Below are 20735 nucleotides of genomic sequence, written 5' to 3' on the forward strand. Positions count from 1 at the left end.
GAAACAGGGCAATTATTTTATCTCCACAAAGGCTCTTGTTCCCAATTATGAGGAAAGCCTAATAAACGAGTTCTTACTGATGGGTATTTCGATAAAAGCTGCTTGAAATCTGCAACAAAAGTGTTGCCCATAGAAATGGAGTTAAGCCAATACACCACATAGCAGAGTTGCGGATAAAGTGTTTGTTCACGGAACGAGAAATCCGTAATCCATGTGTTTGGCATACGCATAGGCATCATTGGCTTGACAGGAAAGACCCGATTTGACAGTCTTGAATGATGGGCGCAGCAATTACGAAGTACGGGTCTGGGTACGGATTAAAAGGCTAAGTGATTATTTCCAGTCATTTAGCCTTTTTAATTATCTAATTTTTCCCCACATTTTCCCCACAGCTGTCTATTTATATATTTTTATATATTTTAGAAACATATTTTTCCGTAAAGTTATGTACCTTTGTCGGCAAATAAAGATATTCTCGTCAAACAAATATAAATAATATAAACATGGAAAAAAACAGAAAAAAACAAATCGTAGTTTTGAGTATAGCTTTAGTTTGCATTTTCATCTTGGTATTTTCATTGTTCCATAAATCAGCGACAAAAGATAGCGCAAATCCTCCTTTAACAAATGTTTTGACTGATAGCATTTCTCAAATTGTCTCAGCTTGTCCTGGCGAAATTGGTGTGGCGGTTATTGTTAATAACAGAGATACGGTTAAGGTCAATAATAAGAGTGTTTATCCTATGATGAGTGTGTTTAAGGTTCATCAGGCATTAGCTCTTTGTAATGACTTTGACAATAAAGGAATTTCACTTGATACCTTAGTAAATATAAATAGGGATAAACTTGACCCAAAGACTTGGAGTCCTATGCTGAAAGATTATTCAGGGCCAGTCATATCATTGACAGTGAGAGATTTGCTGCGTTATACTCTTACTCAGAGTGACAACAATGCAAGCAACCTTATGTTTAAGGATATGGTTAATGTCGCTCAAACAGATAGTTTTATAGCCACACTCATTCCTCGTTCAAGTTTTCAGATAGCTTATACGGAAGAGGAAATGTCGGCTGACCATAACAAGGCTTACTCTAACTATACATCTCCTCTTGGTGCTGCAATGTTGATGAATCGTTTGTTTACTGAAGGTCTTATCGATGATGAGAAACAAAGTTTCATTAAGAATACGTTAAAAGAATGCAAAACAGGTGTAGATAGGATAGCAGCTCCACTTCTTGATAAAGAAGGGGTTGTTATAGCGCATAAGACAGGTTCAGGTGATGTTAATGAAAATGGTGTTCTTGCAGCTCACAATGATGTTGCCTATATATGTCTGCCTAATAATATCAGTTATACCTTAGCGGTATTTGTTAAGGATTTCAAGGGAAATGAATCACAAGCGTCACAATATGTTGCGCATATATCAGCTGTAGTATATTCTTTATTAATGCAAACTTCAGTAAAATCTTAAACTGCACTTGCTTTGATAATTAATGATAAACAATCTAAAAGCACTCTAATCGTTATCGGAGTGCTTTTAGATTACTAATCAAATTGCTTCTATTATAATTTGAATCCTCTACTTTTTCTTTCTTCCTGTTGCGGCACTCTTGCTCCATATCTAAGCCTGTGCCATTGCTCCCTGAACCAGTCGGCAATCGGCTTCCTGTTTATTGTCAGGTTCAGCCTGCTTTCATCGTCAGGGTCATTTTCCACCCTTAAAATATCATCCTTTATATCAAAGTTCCGCCTGTGTTGCTCGGAATAGATTTTACCGCTACATTTCAGGGCTTCATTTTTGACTATAAGACTTTCAGTCATTTCTTTAGAGAATCCCAGCATGGCACAAAACTTTTCCATGCGCAGCATTTCCCTGAACATCGGAAACCACCTGAAAGCCTTGTCTATGATTCTGGCGAGCCGTGACAGTTCTTTTTCTTTCATGTCAAGTTCCTGCCTGTGCATTTCTCTGAGATTGTGGATTTGCGTATCATGCTGTTTCTGCATCTGCTGTACTTGGCTCTGCAATTTTTCAATATTGGTGTTCCGTTTTGAAACCTCGTCTTGCAGTTTTTCGTTGGCACGTTCCAGTTCTTTCAGTTTTCCACTCCCGAAAAGAGAAGCAACTCCACTAGTTATGGCTGTCGCTGCCGTGGTGGCTGTCTTCTTTAACTTGTCAGTGCGTATTTCTGATTTCACCTGTTTCAGTTCCTGCTCGGCAAGATTTATCTGTTCTTCTTTGTGCCGTTTGGCTGCATCCATGCGTTGCAGTTCAGCTTTCTGCTTCTCAATGATAAAGTCGTTCCGTTCCAGATGCTCCTTACCAGTGACAGCCTTTGACTGCCCGCGTTCCATCAGCAGGATGTCGGATGCAAGGGTCTGCATCTGCATCATGTCATCGTCATTGAGCTTTCGGCTCTTTCCTGTTTCGTGGTTCATCCAGTCGAAAACGATATGGGCATGATAGTTCGGCTTGAACCATCTGTCCCCGACTTTGAAGCTTTCCCTGTCTTCCGCTTCCGGCTGACCGTTCAGCCAATGCCCTTCATCCTTGTGCAGGAAGATTTGCAGCGGTGTGATTCCCCAGCGTCTTTGACACTCCTCACCGAATTTACGCACGTCTGCCAGTGTGGTGTCCGACCTGACAAGCAGCACTCCTTCACGTATGGGGGAGCATCCCGCAATCTTGACTATTTTACCGTTCTTGCCTTTGCGTTCACGCTCCTTTTCCTGCATGGCACGTCCGGTCTTTTCCTTTACCATCTGTCTGATATTGTCATAATGCATCCGCAAATCCGGACTGCCGAAGTCGGGATTTATCCACTGTTCGTTATCGGTGGATAGTTCAGGAACGACATAGATTCTGGACTCTCCGATGTGGCGCATGTATTCGGCAGTCCTCCTGTTGTGAGCCTCGCTCGATGCGATGTTGCAGGGCTTGATATGTATGCTTGATTTTGTTGCCATAGATACTTGTTTTTTGGTTTGTACTTTATTGTTTGCTTTTCCGCTGTCCGTAAACGCATGGGGTTCTTAGGGGTGCAACCCATAAGCGGAGATTGCAAAGAGAGGGTCACTCTTTGCTCTGGGTTCTCAGGGGAGAAACGCCCTGAGTGGGTCATTAGGGTAAAACCCTAATCCCCTCGGGAGAGCCCACAACTACGTAAGCGGAGCGTGTAGTTATAGTGGGCTATATCAATGGCAAGCCATTGTCTGCAAACTCCAGCCTACGGCTTCCGCTCTCCTCCGTCAGGGAGGTTTTTCATCATCGTTGCCGATTGGAGATGCACCGACCAGCACAAGGTCTAAATCGTCTATCAGTTTTTGCAGGACGGGATTCTTCTCTATCATCCGCTGGAGGATTCTCTCAGCCTCGACCAAGTGGTTGGCTGTACTCATCACCTTGCCCTCCCGTATCTGAAAGATAATCCAATCGGCTATGTCGATATGGGCTTCTTTTTGTTTCGGGGTGGCATTCCTTTCGATGATGTCCGAAACCACCACCTTACAAAAGTACATGCTCTCGGCTCGCTGTTTCCACTCGGCATAAGCATCGGCATCGGGAAAGAGAAGCACGGTTCGCCCTGACAGTACACGGAGTTTCTCTTCTCTCATCTGACTCTTACCACCCGTAGCCAGCCATACATAATCGGGGAAGATAGCAGAACCGATAACGGCACTCTTCTCGGATTCCACCAAGACCACCACCTTGTCGGGATGCGTTTTCAACAAGTGTTCCCCGAAAAGGCATTGGGATAGTTGCCAATCCTCTGCCAACACACGCTGCTTTTTCAATATGCTGTGTATCCAGTTCACTGCCGATGTCTGTCCTCCCTTGATACGGTGTCCGTCTTCGGGATTGTACTGCATCACCTTTCCCGTGCGTACCTTGCCCGTCCTGTCTATCTGCCAAAAGATAACAGAGCCGTCACGGGTAGCCCCCAAACGGTATTCCTCCAACAACCGCTTCAACACCTCTTTCGCCTTGTCGCCATAGTAGGAAGTAAGGAGTGTGAAGAGGAAACGGAAGAAATTGCTACGCTCGCTTTGCGACTTCTCCACATAGTGAGGGGGAATATAGCCGATGGCTGTCGGCTTACTTTGCTGCTTCACTTTCTTCTGCTCTGCTCTTTGCCTGTCAAAAGAGAAATCATTGGTAGTTCTGTGTTCAGGATGCTCTTGAAAATACTCTTTCGGAGTGTAGTGATACCCACAACCGCTTTCGTGGTTACATCTGCCGACCGATGGATGCAACGGCACATTATTTTCGTCCACGTAATAGACGAAAGAATGCCTGTCTCCGCATTTGGGGCAGGTATGCCGTGTTGCCGTTCCTTTATACTTCTGTAATGAATAATTGCCCATAGCTTAGTCCGTTTTTGATGGTTGATTGTCGGCTGTCCCATCCTGTCCCATTGTCCCACACTCTAAGGGTTGGGACAGTGGGACACTTGGGACACCTGCGTTTTTACTCTCTTTGCTGCGCTGGATGATACGGTTTACGGTGGACTTGCCACAATTCACCTGTGAGGCTATCTCCCTGACGGACTTGCCCGATTGGGAGAGTTGCAGAATTTGGCAATCCCTTTGGCTTGATTCATTGTCGCCCAATTTTTTCAAGTGTTCCTTTTCCGTGGAATAGCCCCTGAACACGAACTGCAAGAAAGCATCCACCTTGTCAATCTCGTAAACGATTACATTATCCGCATCATGAGAGAACGTGCCATAGCGCACTTTAAGCTGCTTCACATAGCGAAGCCCTCCGTCTTGGGCACTTTTTCCAATGGTGAACACGCTGTCAAAGAAATTGTAGAGCCGTTTGCTTCCGGCAAGGTCGTTGGATGTGATGGGACAATCCAAAGAGCGTTTGGGCGTATGTGCCAGGACAAGGATAGAGAGCGCATATCTCTTTTTGAGATTGTTCAGCTGAATCATCAGCCGTCCTGCGGCATCGCCTTTCTCCATGGCGCAACACAGGTAGGTAAGATTGTCAATGATGAAAATCTTGCAGTCGGTCTGCACAGCCATCTGTTCAATGCCGCCTATGATAGCTTCCTCAAAGTTGGCATCCAAAAGCTGGTTGCAGTCAATAGACACCCGATAGAGTTTGTCGGGAAAGGTGTAGAGCTCTCCATGCTCGTTGGTATAGCGGAGCTGGAACTGCTTTTCGGACAGTTCAAAGTCCAGATACAGCACATTGTCGGTTCGGGCGATGCGGTCGGCTATCTGCACGGCAAGGATGGACTTGCCCACGTTGGAATCGGCAAACAAGCAGGAGAGTTCCCCCTCGTACCAAAAGCTGTCCCACAGCGCACGGGGCGTAGGCAATAACGATGCTTCAAGAATGGTTTGGTTTGCCGTCTTGATATTCATCATGCCTACACTGTCGGGCATACCGTTATGCGCTTGGGATGCTTTTGTGAGGTCGCCACGTATCAGGTTGATATAGTTCTTATCCTCTTCCATATCATTCACCAGTTACGTGGGTTGGGCTTGCGACGGTGGGAAGAGGATAAGGACTTGTTCAGTTCCTCGTCTGACAACGGTATGGGATTCTTTCGGGCGGTTTCCAGCCACTTGTCCAGTTCGTCACGGTAAAGGCAATAGCGTTTGCCGGGCTTGGTGGCAGGGATTGTCCCTTCTGACAGTTTCATGTAGAGCGTACCCTTAGGGATACCTAAATACTCTGCTGCCTCGTCCACAGACATGGGCACGTGGGTGTCCACCGTTTTGGCATTGTTCACACTGCGCTGCTCGGCGAGCAGGCTTTTCAGGCTCATCACTTCGTCTCGAAGCTGAGCGACAACCTCGGGGAGGTCGTTGAAGGTAAGAATTGATTTTTCCATTCGCGTACTCGTCTCTTTTGTAAGACTTGGCGCAAAGGACTGAAATGATATATCCGTGAATATCTCCACGACACGTCATTGCAAAATAATTCCCGAATAATTAAGCCCAGCCATAAATGACGGGTAAAATTACTCGGGAAACGATGTAAAACAGGCGGTTATGAGTTACCGGATGGTTGTCGTTGGTGTCGTGATTATCCTAATTCCGCACATAATCCTCGGGATAGTGGAAATCAAGTTTGCCGTTTTCGGGTTCATCAATGGGAATTTCCGTCTTTAACGGCTCTACCTTGAAATTCTTGATGGTTGATAAGTCTGTATCAGCAAACGATTTCGGGAAAAGGGCTTTGATGAACTTGGCACGGTTATCCCCATTGTAGTATCTCTTGTACAGGAAACGCTCAGAGATATTCCATACGAAGTGACGGAGTGGAATGTTGTTGATGTCTTTGGTAAACGGTCTTTGTATGGGCTTCGGGGTATAAGTGTTAAGATTCATCCATTTGTCCACCTCAGTACAGATGTGGTTCACGGTTTCTTGGTCGGCAATGCGAGGCAGGTAATAATGGCAATACTCCATGACCATGCGGATGCGCTCTTCCTTTTCCCGTTGCTCTCTGCTTGCGTAATTGGCACGGTTCTTTTCGTGAAGATCCGGGGCGATAGTAAGCTCTATCGGTTGTGTTTGGATAAGTGTCTCTTCTTTTGTCGGGGATGATTCGGGTACAGGCTCAGGGACTGATGTAGGTCCAGGCACAGATGTGGCTTCTTCAAGTGTATTTTGTGACAGTTCTTCCTGCACCTCTATGGCTTCGGCAATCGTTTCTTTCTTGCCGAACTTGATTTTGTAGATTTCGTATGTATCAAAGATAAGTGTCTGAAAGGAGAGATAGAGCAACCATCCCAACAGGTTACAGCATACGAATACTATCCACCTGACAAAGTTGTCTTGGTTGAAGCTGTCCGCTATTACCAGCGTGGCAATGGAAGATATTAGGACGATGGCGAAGCCGACAAAGCCCAAGATGATGTATTTGTCCTTGATTGATGATTCCATATTTCGTTGAGAGATTGAATGTTCCTGTATTATTTTGTGCAAAGTTAATGCTATTTTTCCCAATTACTGCCCGTTATTTGCGGTTAGAACGGTCTTTTTCAATGTATTTCACGAAATGTCATCATATCATACTCTGTTTCATACTCTGAGGGGCTTATAAATGGTGGCATCAAGCCAAAAACATAGAGGGGCGATTATAGCCTTGTAGCCATAACCGCCCCTCTGAATACCTGTCAATGTGAGACATTTATGCCTCCTTGCGCTTCAAGGTTATCTTGTCCACCACCTGACACATCTGCTGCGCTGCTATCTTGGAATAGATTTGTGTGGTGGTAATGTTCTTATGTCCGAGATAGGCTTGGATGACAGCCATGTCCGTTCCCATTTCCACGTGCAGGCTTCCGAAGCTGTGGCGGGTACAGTGAAAGGTGATTTTCTTGGTTATCCCTGCTGCCGTGAGCCACCGTTGGAGTGGTCCTTGCAGCATCTTGTCCTTGAAATCCTCAAAGATAAGTCCCTCGCCCCGTTCTCCCAGCAGTCCATAGGCTTCATCACTGATGGGGTTATGCACTATTTCTTTGGTTTTCTGCATACGGGTGGTAACGAACATCCTGCCGTTGGTGTATGGTTGTATCTGCTGCCACGTGAGCTGTCTGATGTCGCTCTTTCTCAGTCCCGTAAGACAGGCGAAAAGAAAAGCTTTTTTCAAGACCTCCTCCTCACAGGGTGTTTCGGCAAGCCGTATCAGTTCCTCTTGGCTCAAATGCTCCCTGATGGTGGGAATGCACTCGATGCGGTCTAAGAAGCCGTTTGGGTTCTCCTTTATCTTCCTGTCACGGTAAGCGGTGTGCAGCACGGCACGGAAAGTTGACCAATAGCCTGCTGCGGAGTTGATGTGCAGCTTTTGGTTGGTGTGGATGGATTGGGGTGCATCAAGCAGGTATTCCATGAACTTGCGGCACAAATCCACATCCACCTCCTCAAAGGTGCATTTGCCGTTCACGAACCGCTGGAAATGCTTGTATACGTGCTGCCACTTGATATTCTTGCGGTCAGCCAGTCCTTTGAAATAGGCAAGGAAATCGCCCTTCATCTTGGTCTTGTCAAAAAAGCCGTTGTTTTCATTGAAAATGGCTTCGTAGCGCTGGTTGCGCAGGATGACCGCTTTCTTCATCATGCGTGCGTTGAAGTCCCGTTCCTGCTGGTTTGCAGGTTTGGCGAAGATGTAAATTCCTAAGGCTTCACGTGTAATCACTCTCATGGTGACATTGTCACGGTAGCCGGGATAGTAGTCAAGGCATAGTGAATACTGTGTCCCGTTCTTAATCTTGCGCTTACGCAAGGTAACTGTTTTGCATTTACTCATAATAATTATGTTTTAATTGGTTGTATACATTTTGGAGTTGTATCCATGTTTCCGATGGCAAAGGAACAACGTGAAATATCCGTGAATACCTCCACGATACATCATTTTGAAATAATTTTCGATAATCCCGATTTTTCACGGTTATTTGTTCCTTTCAGCCATGACACGCTCCACATCTGAGCGCAAAAGCAGGTTTTTCACACCCACCTTTATCTTTTCGATGTGCTTCACCTTGACGATATGGCAGATGTTGGCTGACGAAAGACCATAGATTTGCTGCACCTGCTCAACGGTATAGTAGCGTTCATCGTTCACAAGGTCAGTTCTGCGGAGTTCGTTCAAATGTGATTTGGAGTAATAGGTACGCCCGTACTCTCTTTTAGTGGGTATCTTATGGCGATAGGTGTAGGCACGGAGTGCGGTCGGCTTCATGCCGAACAGTTCCTCCACCTCCTCGGTCAGTAGCCAGTCGGTAATTTCGCTAATATCAACTGCCACACCGAAAAACTCGTCAATATGCTTCTTGCTGTAATAGTTCTTTCCTGCGATACGGCAGATGGGGATATGGTTACGCTTGGCGGAAGTGTAAAGCCATGACTGCTTTACCTTAAAAAGGGACATCACCTCCTCGCCCGAATAGAAGTCCAACACTTCTTCGCTTTCCTTTTCCCTTTTTTCTCTTTTGGCAGGTAAGGAAGATGAAGATGATTTCCTTGGTGTGGAGGTGTTGCCGGGCAGGATGCGGTGATAGGGATTGCCCTCCAACATCTGCTCGATGTCGGCTCTGCGGATGAATGCCATGCGGTTGCTGATGCGTGAGGCTTTCAGCTTGCCGATGGCTACAAGTTTGTAAATGTACTGTCGGGAACAGCCCATGAGGATGGCTGCTTTGGAAAAGGTGAGATACTCCTGATGCTGTATCTCCATCAAGGGTTGGGCGACTTTGAAGAGGTTGTTCTTCTGCATCACTCTGGCTCGTTTGGCTTCTGCCTGACAAGCCTCACTGCAATATCTTTGCATACCGCTTCGGGTTACAAAGGACTTGCCGCAAAAACTGCATTTTCTGGTTGCTTTCATACCGTTTTATCGTTTAATGGTTCATTTCTTCAATCCTATATCTCTGAAATGGTAAACGGATGTGAACGGAAGTCAACCATTGTCGCTTTTCTACACAGTGTGACTGTTTCCGCATATCGGGGCGGTTATTGTCGCTTGTCGTAAACGGTTGTAAACCCTTGTCAACTGTCTGCACGGTGTGACAAAAAACAAGCCCCGCAAATTCTCCACGTCAGAAATACGTCTCAAAAATATGTGGAAATTTGGGAAGCGACAAATGGCAACCGAAAAGTGTTAAATTTTAGAATATGCTGGTAATTAAAGATTTACACTCGGATATTTCTGATTAGTTTTGGTTGTTCTATGGTTATAAATACAACACTTTATCGGGGAGATATCCTATCTTGCTTTTTATATATGGAATGTAATAGTTTCTACAGGTTTACGCTTGCTCATTAAAATAGTGTTTACGGTCAATATGTCGTTCTTGCATTTCTTTTATTGCTTTATCTTTTTAGAAAGAGCTATATTCTATTAAACAATTAGTTTTTAAACAGCCTTTTTAGTATTTGTTGCCTCTGTACATTCCATGAAGAGCCGGTGAAGAATTATTAAATAGGTTTTTTTAATGGTTCGGTTGAAGCGTTCATGCAATTAATTCCGCTCTAATTGGTTTTATGATATAAATAACTCATTCGGAAACTGATTTTAGCAAGTTTCGGGTTATTTTTCATTTGGAAACTTCGTACATTTGCTACGTACTCGAACAGAGTGAATGTGTCTGTGCTCCTTGTGCTTCGGATAATGACAGATAAATTAAATCAAGGAAACAAAAAGTTATTAATTTTCCAATAGAGAAGAGAGAAATATGAAAAACGTTATTCAGATACAATACTACCAATTACCATGCGGGGAGCTGATATTAGGCTCTTACCAAGGAAAACTTTGCATGTGCGATTGGAACAGGGAAGGAAGGCGGGTATTAATTGACCGGAGAATGCAGAAACTGTTACATGCCGATTATGAAAAGAGTTCATCCGAAGTAATTGTACGAACAATAATTCAGCTGGATGAATATTTTGGCAGGAAAAGAACGGCTTTTGATATTCCGTTGTTCTTTGTCGGTACCGATTTTCAGAAGACTGTTTGGAAAGAGTTGTTGAATATCCCGTATGGGATGACATTATCTTATGGCGATTTATCGCGGAAATTAGGCAATCCCAAAGCTATTCGCGCTGTGGCTGCCGCCAATGGGGCGAATCCCATTTCAATACTTGTTCCTTGTCATCGCGTGATTGGCAGTGACCGTAAATTAGTAGGGTATGGTGGTGGAATTCCTGCAAAGAAGATATTACTTGAACTTGAACTTTCTGACAAAGTGTTTTTTTGAATATAGATGAAGTCACAGCAGGAACTGAATTATAATCGGATTGCAGATGCTATTCGATTTATTAAGAATAACTATCGTACGCAGCCTAAATTGGAGGAGATCGCAGAACATATCAATATGAGTCCCTTCCATTTCCAAAGGATGTTTAGCGAGTGGGCGGGAACAACTCCGAAGCGTTTCTTGCAATATCTGAATATTGAGTATGCAAAAAAGATATTGAAAGAAACCCATGCGACACTTTTTGATACAGCCTGCGAGCTTGGACTTTCGGGAACAGGGCGACTTCATGACTTGTTTATAAACATAGAGGGAATGACTCCCGGTGAATATAAAAACGGCGGACTGGCATTGAATATTAATTATTCGTTTGCCGATACACCGTTTGGTAAAATAATAGCAGCATCTACCGATAAAGGTGTTTGTCATATGGCCTTTGTCGATGAAGGAGAGAGGAGAGCTTTTGATCATTTGCGAAGTATATTTCCTAACGCTAAATATGTGCTATCACCGGACACGAAGCAGCAACATGCATTGTCTGTCTTTGATCGGGATTGGAACAGGCTGGAAGAAATCAAACTGCATTTGAAAGGAACGGAATTCCAGTTAAAAGTATGGGAAACTTTATTGAAGATTCCGGCAGGAGGGCTGGCGACTTATGCCGATTTGGCGACCAAATCCGGATACAATGGTGCTTGTAGGGCTGTCGGAACTGCTGTGGGGAAGAATCCGGTTGCTTTTCTGATACCTTGCCATCGTGTGATAAAGGCTACCGGCGAACCGGGAAATTACCATTGGGGAGAGATGCGCAAGAATGCTATTATTGGTTGGGAAGCTGCCCATAAGGATCTCCCGGACCAGTGATCTGTCACCCCTCTGAAAGCCCGGTCAGGAAAGTAGTTTTAGCTCTTTCGCTATTCTGCAAGCTTCAATGGAATTCTTTACCTGGAGTTTCTCCAGTATATTTTGCCGGTGTCGGCTGACGGTATTTTTACTTATGAATAGGGTCCGGGCAATCTCCTGACTTGTTTTCCCCGTATCGATCAGCTTCAATATCACCTTCTCCCTGTCGGATAAAAGGCTGCTGTAGTCCTGTTTTTCCAGTTCTATGGCCTGTCCGTTTGCCGAGTTGATGACCATGCAATTCATGGTAGGATCAGTCGATAAATTGTAAAGGCACAGGGCCAGCCACATGCTATTGCTTGAGTGGGTAGATACATAAAACATCCTGTGCAGGACAGGAACATATTTTCCGGAAGTATTACGCATGCGAAGTTTGCTCATAAGAAAATAATCTGCACGCTTTTTCGCAGGAATCTGTTTCAGGAAGTGATAGAAGCGGAGTTCCTGTTCATACTTTTCTGACAGATCATCGGGATGAATCTGTTTAAAGATTTCCTTTTCCCATATTGATTCAAAATTCCGGCTTTCTCCACGTTTGGCTATACCCAACGTTTCGGCTGTTCCCCCATAATAAATGTAGCTGATGTTGGTATGCATATCGCTAAGCACAGCAATTGCATTTTCTATCCGTGCATAGTTGTATGCTATTTGTTTATACTCTTTTAGTTCTTCAGGCAGTTGTTCATCTTTGCAGAAAGGCTGTGCCAGAAACTCTTTGTTCAGTTTGTCAACAATGTCCATATCGGGAAGGGAAATGGTTATTAATAAGCATTGCAGGCTTAGATACAAGCTCTTACCTTTGCAAAGATAATCATAAAACATAGTTGTTGATGGAAAGTGAAAAAGAAAAAATGGGAACAGGCAGGCTGTATGATGCTAATTATGATACAGAGCTGATAGCCGAACGGCAGGTCTGCAAAGAATTATGTTATGAACTGAATCGTTTACGTCCTTCGCAAATAACTGAACGGGAAGCCATTATTCGTCGATTGCTTCACAAGACGAAAGAGCATTTTCTGTTGGAACAACCCTTTTATTGCGATTATGGCTATAATATTGAGATAGGAGAGAATTTTTATGCCAATATGAACTGTGTCATTCTGGACGAAGCGAAAGTAACGTTCGGTGATAATGTTTTTATAGCTCCTTCTTGTGGATTCTATACTGCGGGGCATCCTCTGGATGCAGAACAAAGAAACCGGGGATTAGAGTATGCCCGTCCCATTCATGTGGGTAATAATGTCTGGATAGGAGCACAAGTTTGTGTGCTGCCGGGTGTGACAATCGGTGACAATACAGTGATAGGTGCGGGGAGTGTGGTGAATAGAGATATCCCGGGCAATGTGATTGCAGCAGGTAATCCTTGCCGTGTGATTAGGCAAATCACGGAAAAAGATAAAGTAAAATATACATTATAAGATAAACATAATTAAAAAGTAAAATGAAAAAAGTATGTTTGGCCCTATTTATGGGTTTGATGGTGCAAGTGACATTTGCACAGACGCTGGGAAAAATGCAATGGTTCAATGAACCGGACCAATGGGAGATAAAAGATAATGTACTATCGATGTCTGTCACTCCGCAAAGTGATTATTGGCGGATTTCTCACTATGGTTTTACGGTAGATGATGCACCATTCTATTATGCTACCTATGGTGGTGAGTTTGAAGCGAAAGTAAAAGTGACAGGTGACTATAAAGTACGCTTCGACCAAGCCGGACTGATGCTTCGTATTGACCATGAAAACTATATTAAAGCAGGTATTGAGTTTGTAGACGGGAAGTTTAATTTGAGTACAGTCGTTACTCATAAAACGAGTGACTGGAGCGTGATAACTTTGGATAAAACCGTGCCTTATATCTGGATAAAAGCTGTCAGACGACTGGATGCGGTAGAAATTTTCTATTCATTTGATGACAAAACTTACACACTAATGCGTAATGCCTGGTTACAGGATAATATACCCGTGAAGGTGGGACTGATGGCTGCTTGTCCTGATGGAAATGGATTTGAAGTGAGATTTGAGCACTTCAAGGTAAGACACCTGCCTGACCAACGCAGAGTAGAATGGTTGAAGAAGAATGCCGAATAGGATTGGAATATAATATAATATAATATAATCTGATTTTTTAGAGATGTATTTAATGTAAAGACGGCAATCTCAAGTGTAAAGGCTTACTGTAATCGGTGACATCTGGAGTTTGTTGTCTTTTCATTGAGTATAATAAAGAAGGTATGCAAAATAAAATCTTATTTTGTCATTTCGCGAGGAGAGATACTCGTTTGCTGTTTAAACACACGTGAAAAGTATTGTGGTGACTGAAATCCACATTGGAAACATACTTCTTTTATTGACATATCTGTATTTCGTAACAACTCAATGGCTTTATTGACCCGTGTTTGGTTCAAGTAGTCTAGTGGAGCTAGATTTAAATGTTGTGAGAACATGCGTCTAAGATGCCTTTCACTGATACCGATATGCTCGGCGACATCCTTAACATTGATGTTTGAATAGTAATTCAGACGGATATATGCAATGGCTTTTCTCAAAGAATCGTTTGTGCAGATTGGTAGGTAAGCTTCATTCATATGACGATAAATAAGAATTAGTAATTCAGCATAATACATTACTGCCAGATACTGGTAATGTGGACTTTTTACTTCCAGTTCGTTAATAATGCGTTGTACCGTACGTACGATGCATATGTTGTTTACTATTTTAATTAATCTGTTTTCCTCCGAAAATAAAAAAACAGAAGTATGGGCGAGATCATTTGCTTCCAGACCCACATTTAGGTTGAAAAGAGAAAATATATCCGGCAGAAACTCCAATTGCATTAGGGTTGTACCTTCTGGACCTGCCTCAAATAGATGATTGACATTTGAAGTGATAATCATAGTTTCTCTTTCACGGAAAGTTACGCTTTCATTGTCTAAATGGAGAATACAACTTCCTTTCTTAACATGGTTAATTTCAATGCGTTGATGTTTATGGGGCCCGTATGTCTCTGAAGGGTAGAATGATATAAAACGAAAAACGTCCGCCAGACGCTTGCTTTTGAGATTCTCTGTAATATTTTCTAATAAACTCCAAATAGAGCGCTGTTGTGTAGAAAGGTCTTCCATAGCTCTGTATCTATATTATATGTTAAGTGTAAAAGATATGCAAATTTATATAAAATCAAAGTATAAAAATAGATATTGATACTTTTTTTGTGAATTTAATAACAACTATTCCTTTTTGTGCACTTTTTGTTTCTTTCCTGTCCTAATAATACAAACCCATATTGTCCTTTTTTAGTGTTCTACATATTGTTACTATTTAACTTTGCAGCAGCCTTTAGAAAAAGTTATAACCTTTAAAAAATGAAACAATGTTTAGAAAACTAAGATCAGTAAGTATGCTGCTGTTCCTTATGGGAATCTTTGGTCCGGCAACTTATTCGGTTGCCCATCCGGGGGTTACCGATGTGAAAAACACACAGCAGGCCGGTGCTTGTACCGGTATAATAAAAGATGTGACAGGAGAACCAGTTATCGGAGTATCTGTGGCTGTTAAGGGAACTTCCACTGGAACAATTACCGGATTGGATGGCCGTTTTTCTTTTGCAAACGCAAAGAAAGGTGATATTATTCGGATTTCTTATGTGGGCTATGCTACTCAAGAGATAAAATGGGATGGTAAGCCTCTTAATATTATCATGCAAGAAGATAGCCGGACTTTGGATGAAGTGGTGGTAGTGGGTTACGCTGTACAAAAAAAGGTAAATTTATCAGGATCCGTTGCTACTGTCTCCACTGAACAATTAGAAGACCGTCCGGTAACCAGTGTGGGACAAGCGCTGCAAGGGACAGTAGCCAACCTGAACGTAACTATCGGTAGTGGTAAGGCAGACGATGCTCCTTCTTTTAATATTCGTGGTACCACTTCTTTGAATGGTGGCGAACCGTTGGTTGTAGTTGATGGTGTTATTTCAAGCAGTTGGGCGTTGAATCACATGAACGGTAATGATATTGCCAGCATTTCGGTATTAAAAGATGCTTCTTCTTCGGCTATTTATGGTTCGCGTGCAGCATATGGCGTAATTTTGGTCACTACCAAGGTTGGTAAGTCGGATAAGCTGACCATTAATTATAATAATAACTTCTCTTTGCGGCAAAACACTAAGACACCGGAGGTTATCACAGATCCGTATCTTGTGGCTCAAACAAAAAACATCATGGGACGCCCTTTGTATAATATGTTTAATGAAGAGCAGTTGGCGTATGCCAAGAAAAGATCGGAAGATCCATCGACTTCACCCTATTTCTTGAATCCGAATGGCACCTACAGCTATTTCGGGAATACGGACTGGGTAAACGAGGCTTACAAAAAAAATGGATTCTCGATGAACCATAACGTAGATATCTCAGGCAAGACAGATCGGGTAAATTACTTCTTCTCTGCCGGATATAACTTCACGGATGGTATGATTAAATACAATCCCGATAAGTTTCATCGATATAACCTGCGTTCTAAACTGAACTTCAAGATTACCGACTTCTGGAGCATCTCTAACAATACGAGCTTCATTATAAAAGACTATGAACGACCTACGTCATTGGGCTCGAGCTATTTCTGGGAAATCAATCGTATCAGCCCTCTGGAATTGTTGACAAATCCCGATGGCTCGTGGACAAAAAAGGGAGCACAGGTTCTTGGAGTGATGCAGGAGGGCGGACGTGCATCTGAACAGAGTTCAAGTATAAAGACCCAGTTTGCGACACGTCTGGATATTATAAAGGATGTGTTGTTTGTGAACGGAAATTTTTCCTATAACTTCGATAAGAACAGAAATAGATGGCATTACCTGCCGGTTGCTTACTATGAAGGTCCTGAGATGGCACCCAAATATTTCAATGAAACGACAAGCGCCTATAGCCAGTCGAATGAAACAACGCGTCTGACGTTCGATGCTTATGCTACATTCAACAAGACATTTAATGAAAAGCATGCGATCACTGTAATTGCCGGATTCAACCAAGAGGAATATCGTTATGAGAATACCCAGTTAGGTCGTAAGGATTTGATTTCCACCTCTCTTCCTACTTTGGGATTGGCAACGGGCGATATGTCTGTCAGCGAATCGATTACTACTTGGGCACTTCGGGGAGGATATGCGCGTTTCAATTATACGTTCGATGATAAGTATATCGCCGAGTTCAACGGACGATACGATGGAACTTCACGTTTCCCCAAAGATTCGCGCTTTGTCTTCAACCCGTCGGGTTCGGTCGCATGGGTAGTTTCGAGAGAAAAATTCTTTAAACCCTTTGAAAATATATTCAGCTTCTTTAAGTTACGTTATTCTTACGGTGTATTGGGAAACCAGGATGTAGGTGCTTATGAATATATCGCAACGATGGGATCGGGCAAAACTTCCCAGATTATTGACGGAGAACAACCGGTATACGTCAATGCACCGGGATTGGTATCCGGAGGGTTGACTTGGGAGAAAGTATCCACTTCCAATTTGGGTGTGGAAATGAACTTCCTTAATAACCGGTTGACTTTCAATGGAGATTATTATGTGCGCCGTACGAAAGACATGTTGACTACGGGAGAACCTTTGCCTAACGTGTTGGGAACCCCTGTGCCTAAAGAGAATACTGCCGATTTAAAGACCGAAGGTTGGGAAATCACATTGGGATGGAAAGACCGGTTTAAATTGGGCGGCAAGCCGTTTGATTACCAGTTAGGATTTAACTTGGCTGACAGCCGCGCTTACATCACCAAATTCAAAAACACAACCGGTATATTAAGCAGTAATTATGAAGGCAAGGAAATAGGAGAAATATGGGGATATACTACCTTGGGATTTTTCACTTCGCAGGAAGACATCGATAACCATGCAGACCAGTCGAAGCTGGCATCTTATGCGAGTTCGCGTCCGATAGCTCCGGGTGATTTGAAATTCGCGGACTTGAATGGTGACGGTGAAGTGTATAGAGGCGCCAATACGTTGGATGACCATGGTGACTTGAGAGTGATTGGTAACTCCAGAGCACGTTTTACTTATGGCTTTACTGCGGGTGGAAATTGGAACGGATTTGACCTCAGCCTTTTCTTACAAGGTGTAGGTAAAAAAGACTATAATCCATCGGGAGACTTGTATTTCTGGGGAATTTATGCACAACCTTGGACCAATATCACCAAAGGAAACTATTACGATCGTTGGACAGAAGAGAATCCCGACGGTTATTTCCCCCGTCTGAAAGGATATGTGGCTGAATCATCATCTAAAGAAGCCGGATTGGCGCAAACCCGCTATTTGCAAGATGCTTCTTACATACGTCTGAAAAATTTGACTTTCGGTTATACGTTGCCAGCACTGTTGATGAACAAGGTTGGGATTAACCGTGTGAGGGTTTATTTCTCTGGTGATAACCTGCTTACCATTTCGGGGTTGTATAAACACTATAAAGTAGATCCTGAAGGATTGGGCGGGCAGAAATATCCGTTGCAACGTTCTTACTCTTTTGGTCTTAATGTAACATTTTAAATAAGTAGAATAATATGAAATCAATAAAAAAACAATTATATACCACTGCCTTAGGCTTTGGCCTGTTGAACGTGTTGAGTGGTTGCAATGATTCTTTCATGGATCGTTTTCCGGAAACATCAATTACTGAGAAAGTGTTTTTTCAGAATGCGGGAGACCTGGAGTCGTACACCAATGGTATGTATGGATACCTGAGCGGTTCTTACTGGGACGCTGTTTCGGACAATATGCTTTATAAGGAGGAAAGTTCTACTTATGAACTGCTGAGTGGCTTGCGTTCTCCCGAAACCTGGGGTACTTGGTCGTGGGGGGATATCCGTAAGGTGAACTTTATGCTTGCGCGTACCGGAAAGGTGACCGGTGACAAAGCCGAAATCAACCACTATATAGGGCTTGCCCGGATGTTCCGTGCCAAGTTGTATTACGATAAAGTAAAATCATACTCGGACGTGCCTTGGTATAGCGCCGATTTGCAAACTACCGATACCGAGGAATTGTATAAGCCACAAGACCCCAGAGCTTTGGTTGTAGATTCGGTTATGGCCGATCTGGATTTTGCCGTAAAGAACATGAAAACGGGAGCAAGCAAGACACGTATTTTCAGGAATGTGGCTTTGGCTCTTCAGGCCCGGATCGCCTTGAACGAAGGTACATTCAGGAAGTATCATCCCGAACTTGGGCTGAATGACGCGGACCGCTTTCTGAATGTTGCGGTTTCGGCGGCAGAACAACTGATGGATGGCACATATAGCCTGTCGGAAGTGAAGAGCGACGGACTGGAGGCTTATGAATCCCTGTTTTGCAGTCTGAACCTGACAAACAATCCGGAAATGATCCTGGTGAGTGATTACGACAAGGCACTGGGACGTTTCCATAACTCACAGCAGGTCTGTGATTTTTACCATGGTCTCTCCCGTGATCTGATGGAGGATTACCTGGTCATTGACGGGAATCGGACGAAGACCTTCCAATCGGTGCCGGGATATGCGACAAAAACGTATCAGGAGATCTTTGAGAATCGCGATCCGCGCTTGCGCCAGACTATCATGTGGCCCGGATATCAAAAGGCCAGCGAGAGTGAGCCCCATCGTATAAATGTGGATGCGGGAGGCTATCCGCAGATAAAGTTCGATCCTCGTACGCACGACCAGATCGGATGGAATCTGAGTTATACAGACTTGCCGATATTTCGTTACGCCGAAATCTTATTGATTTATGCCGAAGCAAAAGCGGAGTTAGGCACGCTGACTCAGCCGGATGTGGATCGTTCTATTAATCTGATCCGCAAACGCGTCGGAATGCCGGAAGCTTCGTTGGCAGATTGGCTTGCGAATATTGATCCGGTGCAGGAGGCACGTTATTCCAATGTTTCCTCGACTCAAAGAGGAGCGGTTCTGGAGGTGCGTCGTGAACGTCGTATTGAATTGGCTTGCGAGGGTTTCCGCTATAACGACCTGATGCGTTGGAGCTGTGGTAAACTGATGGAAAAGGCACCCGAGGGATCTTATATTCCAGGAATGGGATTGTACGATCTGACAGGTGATGGCCAACCGGATATTGCTTTCGTGAGAAATAAGGCAGAGGCTGATAATATTCCGGAAGAGGAAAGAAAAAAAGTCACTGTTTATACACTGGAAGGACATACGATCGAACTGACCGAGGGAGACAAGGGATACATCCGTTTGAAATCTCAGGTAGGTAGGTTTAAGTTCGAAGAGCCTAAATATTATTATTCTCCGATAGCGGTGGATGATATTACGTTGAATAAAAATCTGGTTCAAAATAAGTTCTGGGCAAAATAAGAAGAACGTTCTTTGTATCCGATAACGATGAATCGTTGTTTTGATATGGACTGTATTTGATTACGTTAATAGATGGATGAAGGCTTGTGTATCGGTTTAAACGCCGGTATACAAGTCTTTCTTTTTGTCATTTTGATAATCAGTCGCTTTCAGAATCGTTTCTTTTGTCCCGGAATACTTGTTGTGGCAAAAAATGCCTCCTGCTTGATTACTTTAATATCTTATTTCTTCTTGTCCTTTTTGTTTGCGATTGAAAAGAAACCAAGTTATGCTCTTGGGTGTTTTATGGTGTCTTTCTTGATAGAAATAGCTGTCTTTCTGTTCTGTTGCCGAACACTGTTTCTTCTCGCCAACCAGAGATAAAAGAGTTCTCGTAAACCATCATTCTGGAAATAACAGGAGAAAATTCCGAAAACACAAGGATGTATTTTGAAAACATAAGGACTTATGGAGGAAATGCAACCGTCTTTAGAGGTAAATGCTTCCTTCTTTCAGAGCAAAAGCTTCCTTCTTTCCGCGAAAAGCCCGGCTCTTCATCCCCCGGAGCCCGGTTTTCCCCTTCGGAAAGCTCCCGTTTCTATCTTTTTATCTCCTGGCTCATCTGTTTTTAATAAGGTGAATGTTACTGAAATGGGGTGTTTGATATCTTTTTGTCTTAAGGATCCGGTAGTTGTCTTGCAAAATGTTGAAAGGCTGTTTTCCGTAAGGGAAGCAGCCTTTCTTTCTTCAAACTTTTCTTTTTACCTCCCTATGTGTGAATCAGGGATATGTGAGGTTG

Annotated in this window: 16 protein-coding genes; 7 read left to right on the forward strand and 9 right to left on the reverse strand. The window is 43.4% G+C overall.

The window, feature by feature from the left end; translation table 11 throughout:
- The first annotated feature begins 503 nt into the window (after positions 1 to 503).
- Positions 504 to 1469 carry an extended-spectrum class A beta-lactamase CfxA3 gene (locus JZY04_RS08145; RefSeq protein WP_004348227.1) on the forward strand — a complete coding sequence of 322 codons (966 nt, stop codon included), beginning with the start codon at positions 504 to 506 and terminating at the stop codon, positions 1467 to 1469.
- 92 nt (positions 1470 to 1561) lie between these two features.
- On the opposite strand, the gene JZY04_RS08150 is transcribed toward JZY04_RS08145, so the two are convergent.
- The 7 genes from JZY04_RS08150 to tnpA form a co-directional block, all read right to left on the reverse strand.
- A complete protein-coding gene (locus JZY04_RS08150; RefSeq protein WP_119979522.1) occupies positions 1562 to 2965 on the reverse strand; it encodes a mobilization protein in 1404 nt (467 codons plus the stop codon).
- Between the two features lie 282 nt (positions 2966 to 3247).
- The gene (locus tag JZY04_RS08155; RefSeq protein WP_004292742.1) at positions 3248 to 4363 is read right to left on the reverse strand and encodes a DUF6371 domain-containing protein; all 1116 of its coding nucleotides are present in this window, start codon (positions 4361 to 4363) and stop codon (positions 3248 to 3250) included.
- A gap of 3 nt (positions 4364 to 4366) precedes the next feature.
- On the reverse strand, positions 4367 to 5464 hold the full coding sequence (locus JZY04_RS08160) for an AAA family ATPase (RefSeq protein WP_004348225.1): 1098 nt from the start codon (positions 5462 to 5464) through the stop codon (positions 4367 to 4369).
- Between the two features lie 5 nt (positions 5465 to 5469).
- On the reverse strand, positions 5470 to 5844 hold the full coding sequence (locus JZY04_RS08165; protein ID WP_004338328.1) for an excisionase family DNA-binding protein: 375 nt from the start codon (positions 5842 to 5844) through the stop codon (positions 5470 to 5472).
- Positions 5845 to 6043: 199 nt separating this feature from the next.
- Positions 6044 to 6901: a transposon Tn4555 protein TnpC gene (gene tnpC, locus JZY04_RS08170; RefSeq protein WP_004339687.1), complete on the reverse strand. Its 858-nt coding sequence runs from the start codon at positions 6899 to 6901 to the stop codon at positions 6044 to 6046.
- Positions 6902 to 7148: 247 nt separating this feature from the next.
- Positions 7149 to 8267 carry a site-specific integrase gene (locus JZY04_RS08175; protein WP_004338318.1) on the reverse strand — a complete coding sequence of 373 codons (1119 nt, stop codon included), beginning with the start codon at positions 8265 to 8267 and terminating at the stop codon, positions 7149 to 7151.
- A gap of 141 nt (positions 8268 to 8408) precedes the next feature.
- A complete protein-coding gene (gene tnpA, locus JZY04_RS08180; RefSeq protein WP_004292844.1) occupies positions 8409 to 9344 on the reverse strand; it encodes a transposon Tn4555 protein TnpA in 936 nt (311 codons plus the stop codon).
- A gap of 847 nt (positions 9345 to 10191) precedes the next feature.
- Between tnpA and JZY04_RS08185 the strand changes: the two genes are divergently transcribed.
- Positions 10192 to 10713 (forward strand): methylated-DNA--[protein]-cysteine S-methyltransferase, encoded by a 522-nt coding sequence (locus tag JZY04_RS08185; protein WP_122142231.1) that lies wholly within the window; start codon positions 10192 to 10194, stop codon positions 10711 to 10713.
- Between the two features lie 6 nt (positions 10714 to 10719).
- Positions 10720 to 11574, forward strand: coding sequence for a methylated-DNA--[protein]-cysteine S-methyltransferase (locus JZY04_RS08190; protein WP_122142230.1), 855 nt, complete (start codon positions 10720 to 10722; stop codon positions 11572 to 11574).
- Positions 11575 to 11598: 24 nt separating this feature from the next.
- Here the strand turns inward: JZY04_RS08190 and JZY04_RS08195 are convergent, their stop codons facing one another.
- The gene (locus tag JZY04_RS08195) at positions 11599 to 12435 is read right to left on the reverse strand and encodes a response regulator transcription factor (protein ID WP_122142229.1); all 837 of its coding nucleotides are present in this window, start codon (positions 12433 to 12435) and stop codon (positions 11599 to 11601) included.
- An 8-nt stretch (positions 12436 to 12443) separates the two neighbouring features.
- Between JZY04_RS08195 and JZY04_RS08200 the strand changes: the two genes are divergently transcribed.
- Complete coding sequence (locus JZY04_RS08200) at positions 12444 to 13031, forward strand: sugar O-acetyltransferase (RefSeq protein ID WP_122142228.1); 588 nt, start codon at positions 12444 to 12446, stop codon at positions 13029 to 13031.
- A 23-nt stretch (positions 13032 to 13054) separates the two neighbouring features.
- The gene (locus JZY04_RS08205; RefSeq protein ID WP_122142227.1) at positions 13055 to 13705 is read left to right on the forward strand and encodes a DUF1349 domain-containing protein; all 651 of its coding nucleotides are present in this window, start codon (positions 13055 to 13057) and stop codon (positions 13703 to 13705) included.
- Between the two features lie 158 nt (positions 13706 to 13863).
- Here the strand turns inward: JZY04_RS08205 and JZY04_RS08210 are convergent, their stop codons facing one another.
- Positions 13864 to 14739 carry an AraC family transcriptional regulator gene (locus JZY04_RS08210; protein ID WP_122142226.1) on the reverse strand — a complete coding sequence of 292 codons (876 nt, stop codon included), beginning with the start codon at positions 14737 to 14739 and terminating at the stop codon, positions 13864 to 13866.
- A 290-nt stretch (positions 14740 to 15029) separates the two neighbouring features.
- Here JZY04_RS08210 and JZY04_RS08215 point away from each other — a divergent pair, with 290 nt between their 5' ends.
- Both JZY04_RS08215 and JZY04_RS08220 read left to right on the forward strand, forming a co-directional pair.
- On the forward strand, positions 15030 to 18155 hold the full coding sequence (locus JZY04_RS08215; protein ID WP_370635103.1) for a SusC/RagA family TonB-linked outer membrane protein: 3126 nt from the start codon (positions 15030 to 15032) through the stop codon (positions 18153 to 18155).
- Positions 18156 to 18169: 14 nt separating this feature from the next.
- Positions 18170 to 19957 (forward strand): RagB/SusD family nutrient uptake outer membrane protein, encoded by a 1788-nt coding sequence (locus JZY04_RS08220; RefSeq protein WP_122142225.1) that lies wholly within the window; start codon positions 18170 to 18172, stop codon positions 19955 to 19957.
- Positions 19958 to 20735 lie beyond the last annotated feature (778 nt).

Origin of the sequence: Bacteroides sp. 11BF (assembly GCF_019633765.1) — a bacterium.
Classification (GTDB): Bacteria; Bacteroidota; Bacteroidia; order Bacteroidales; family Bacteroidaceae; genus Bacteroides; species Bacteroides hominis.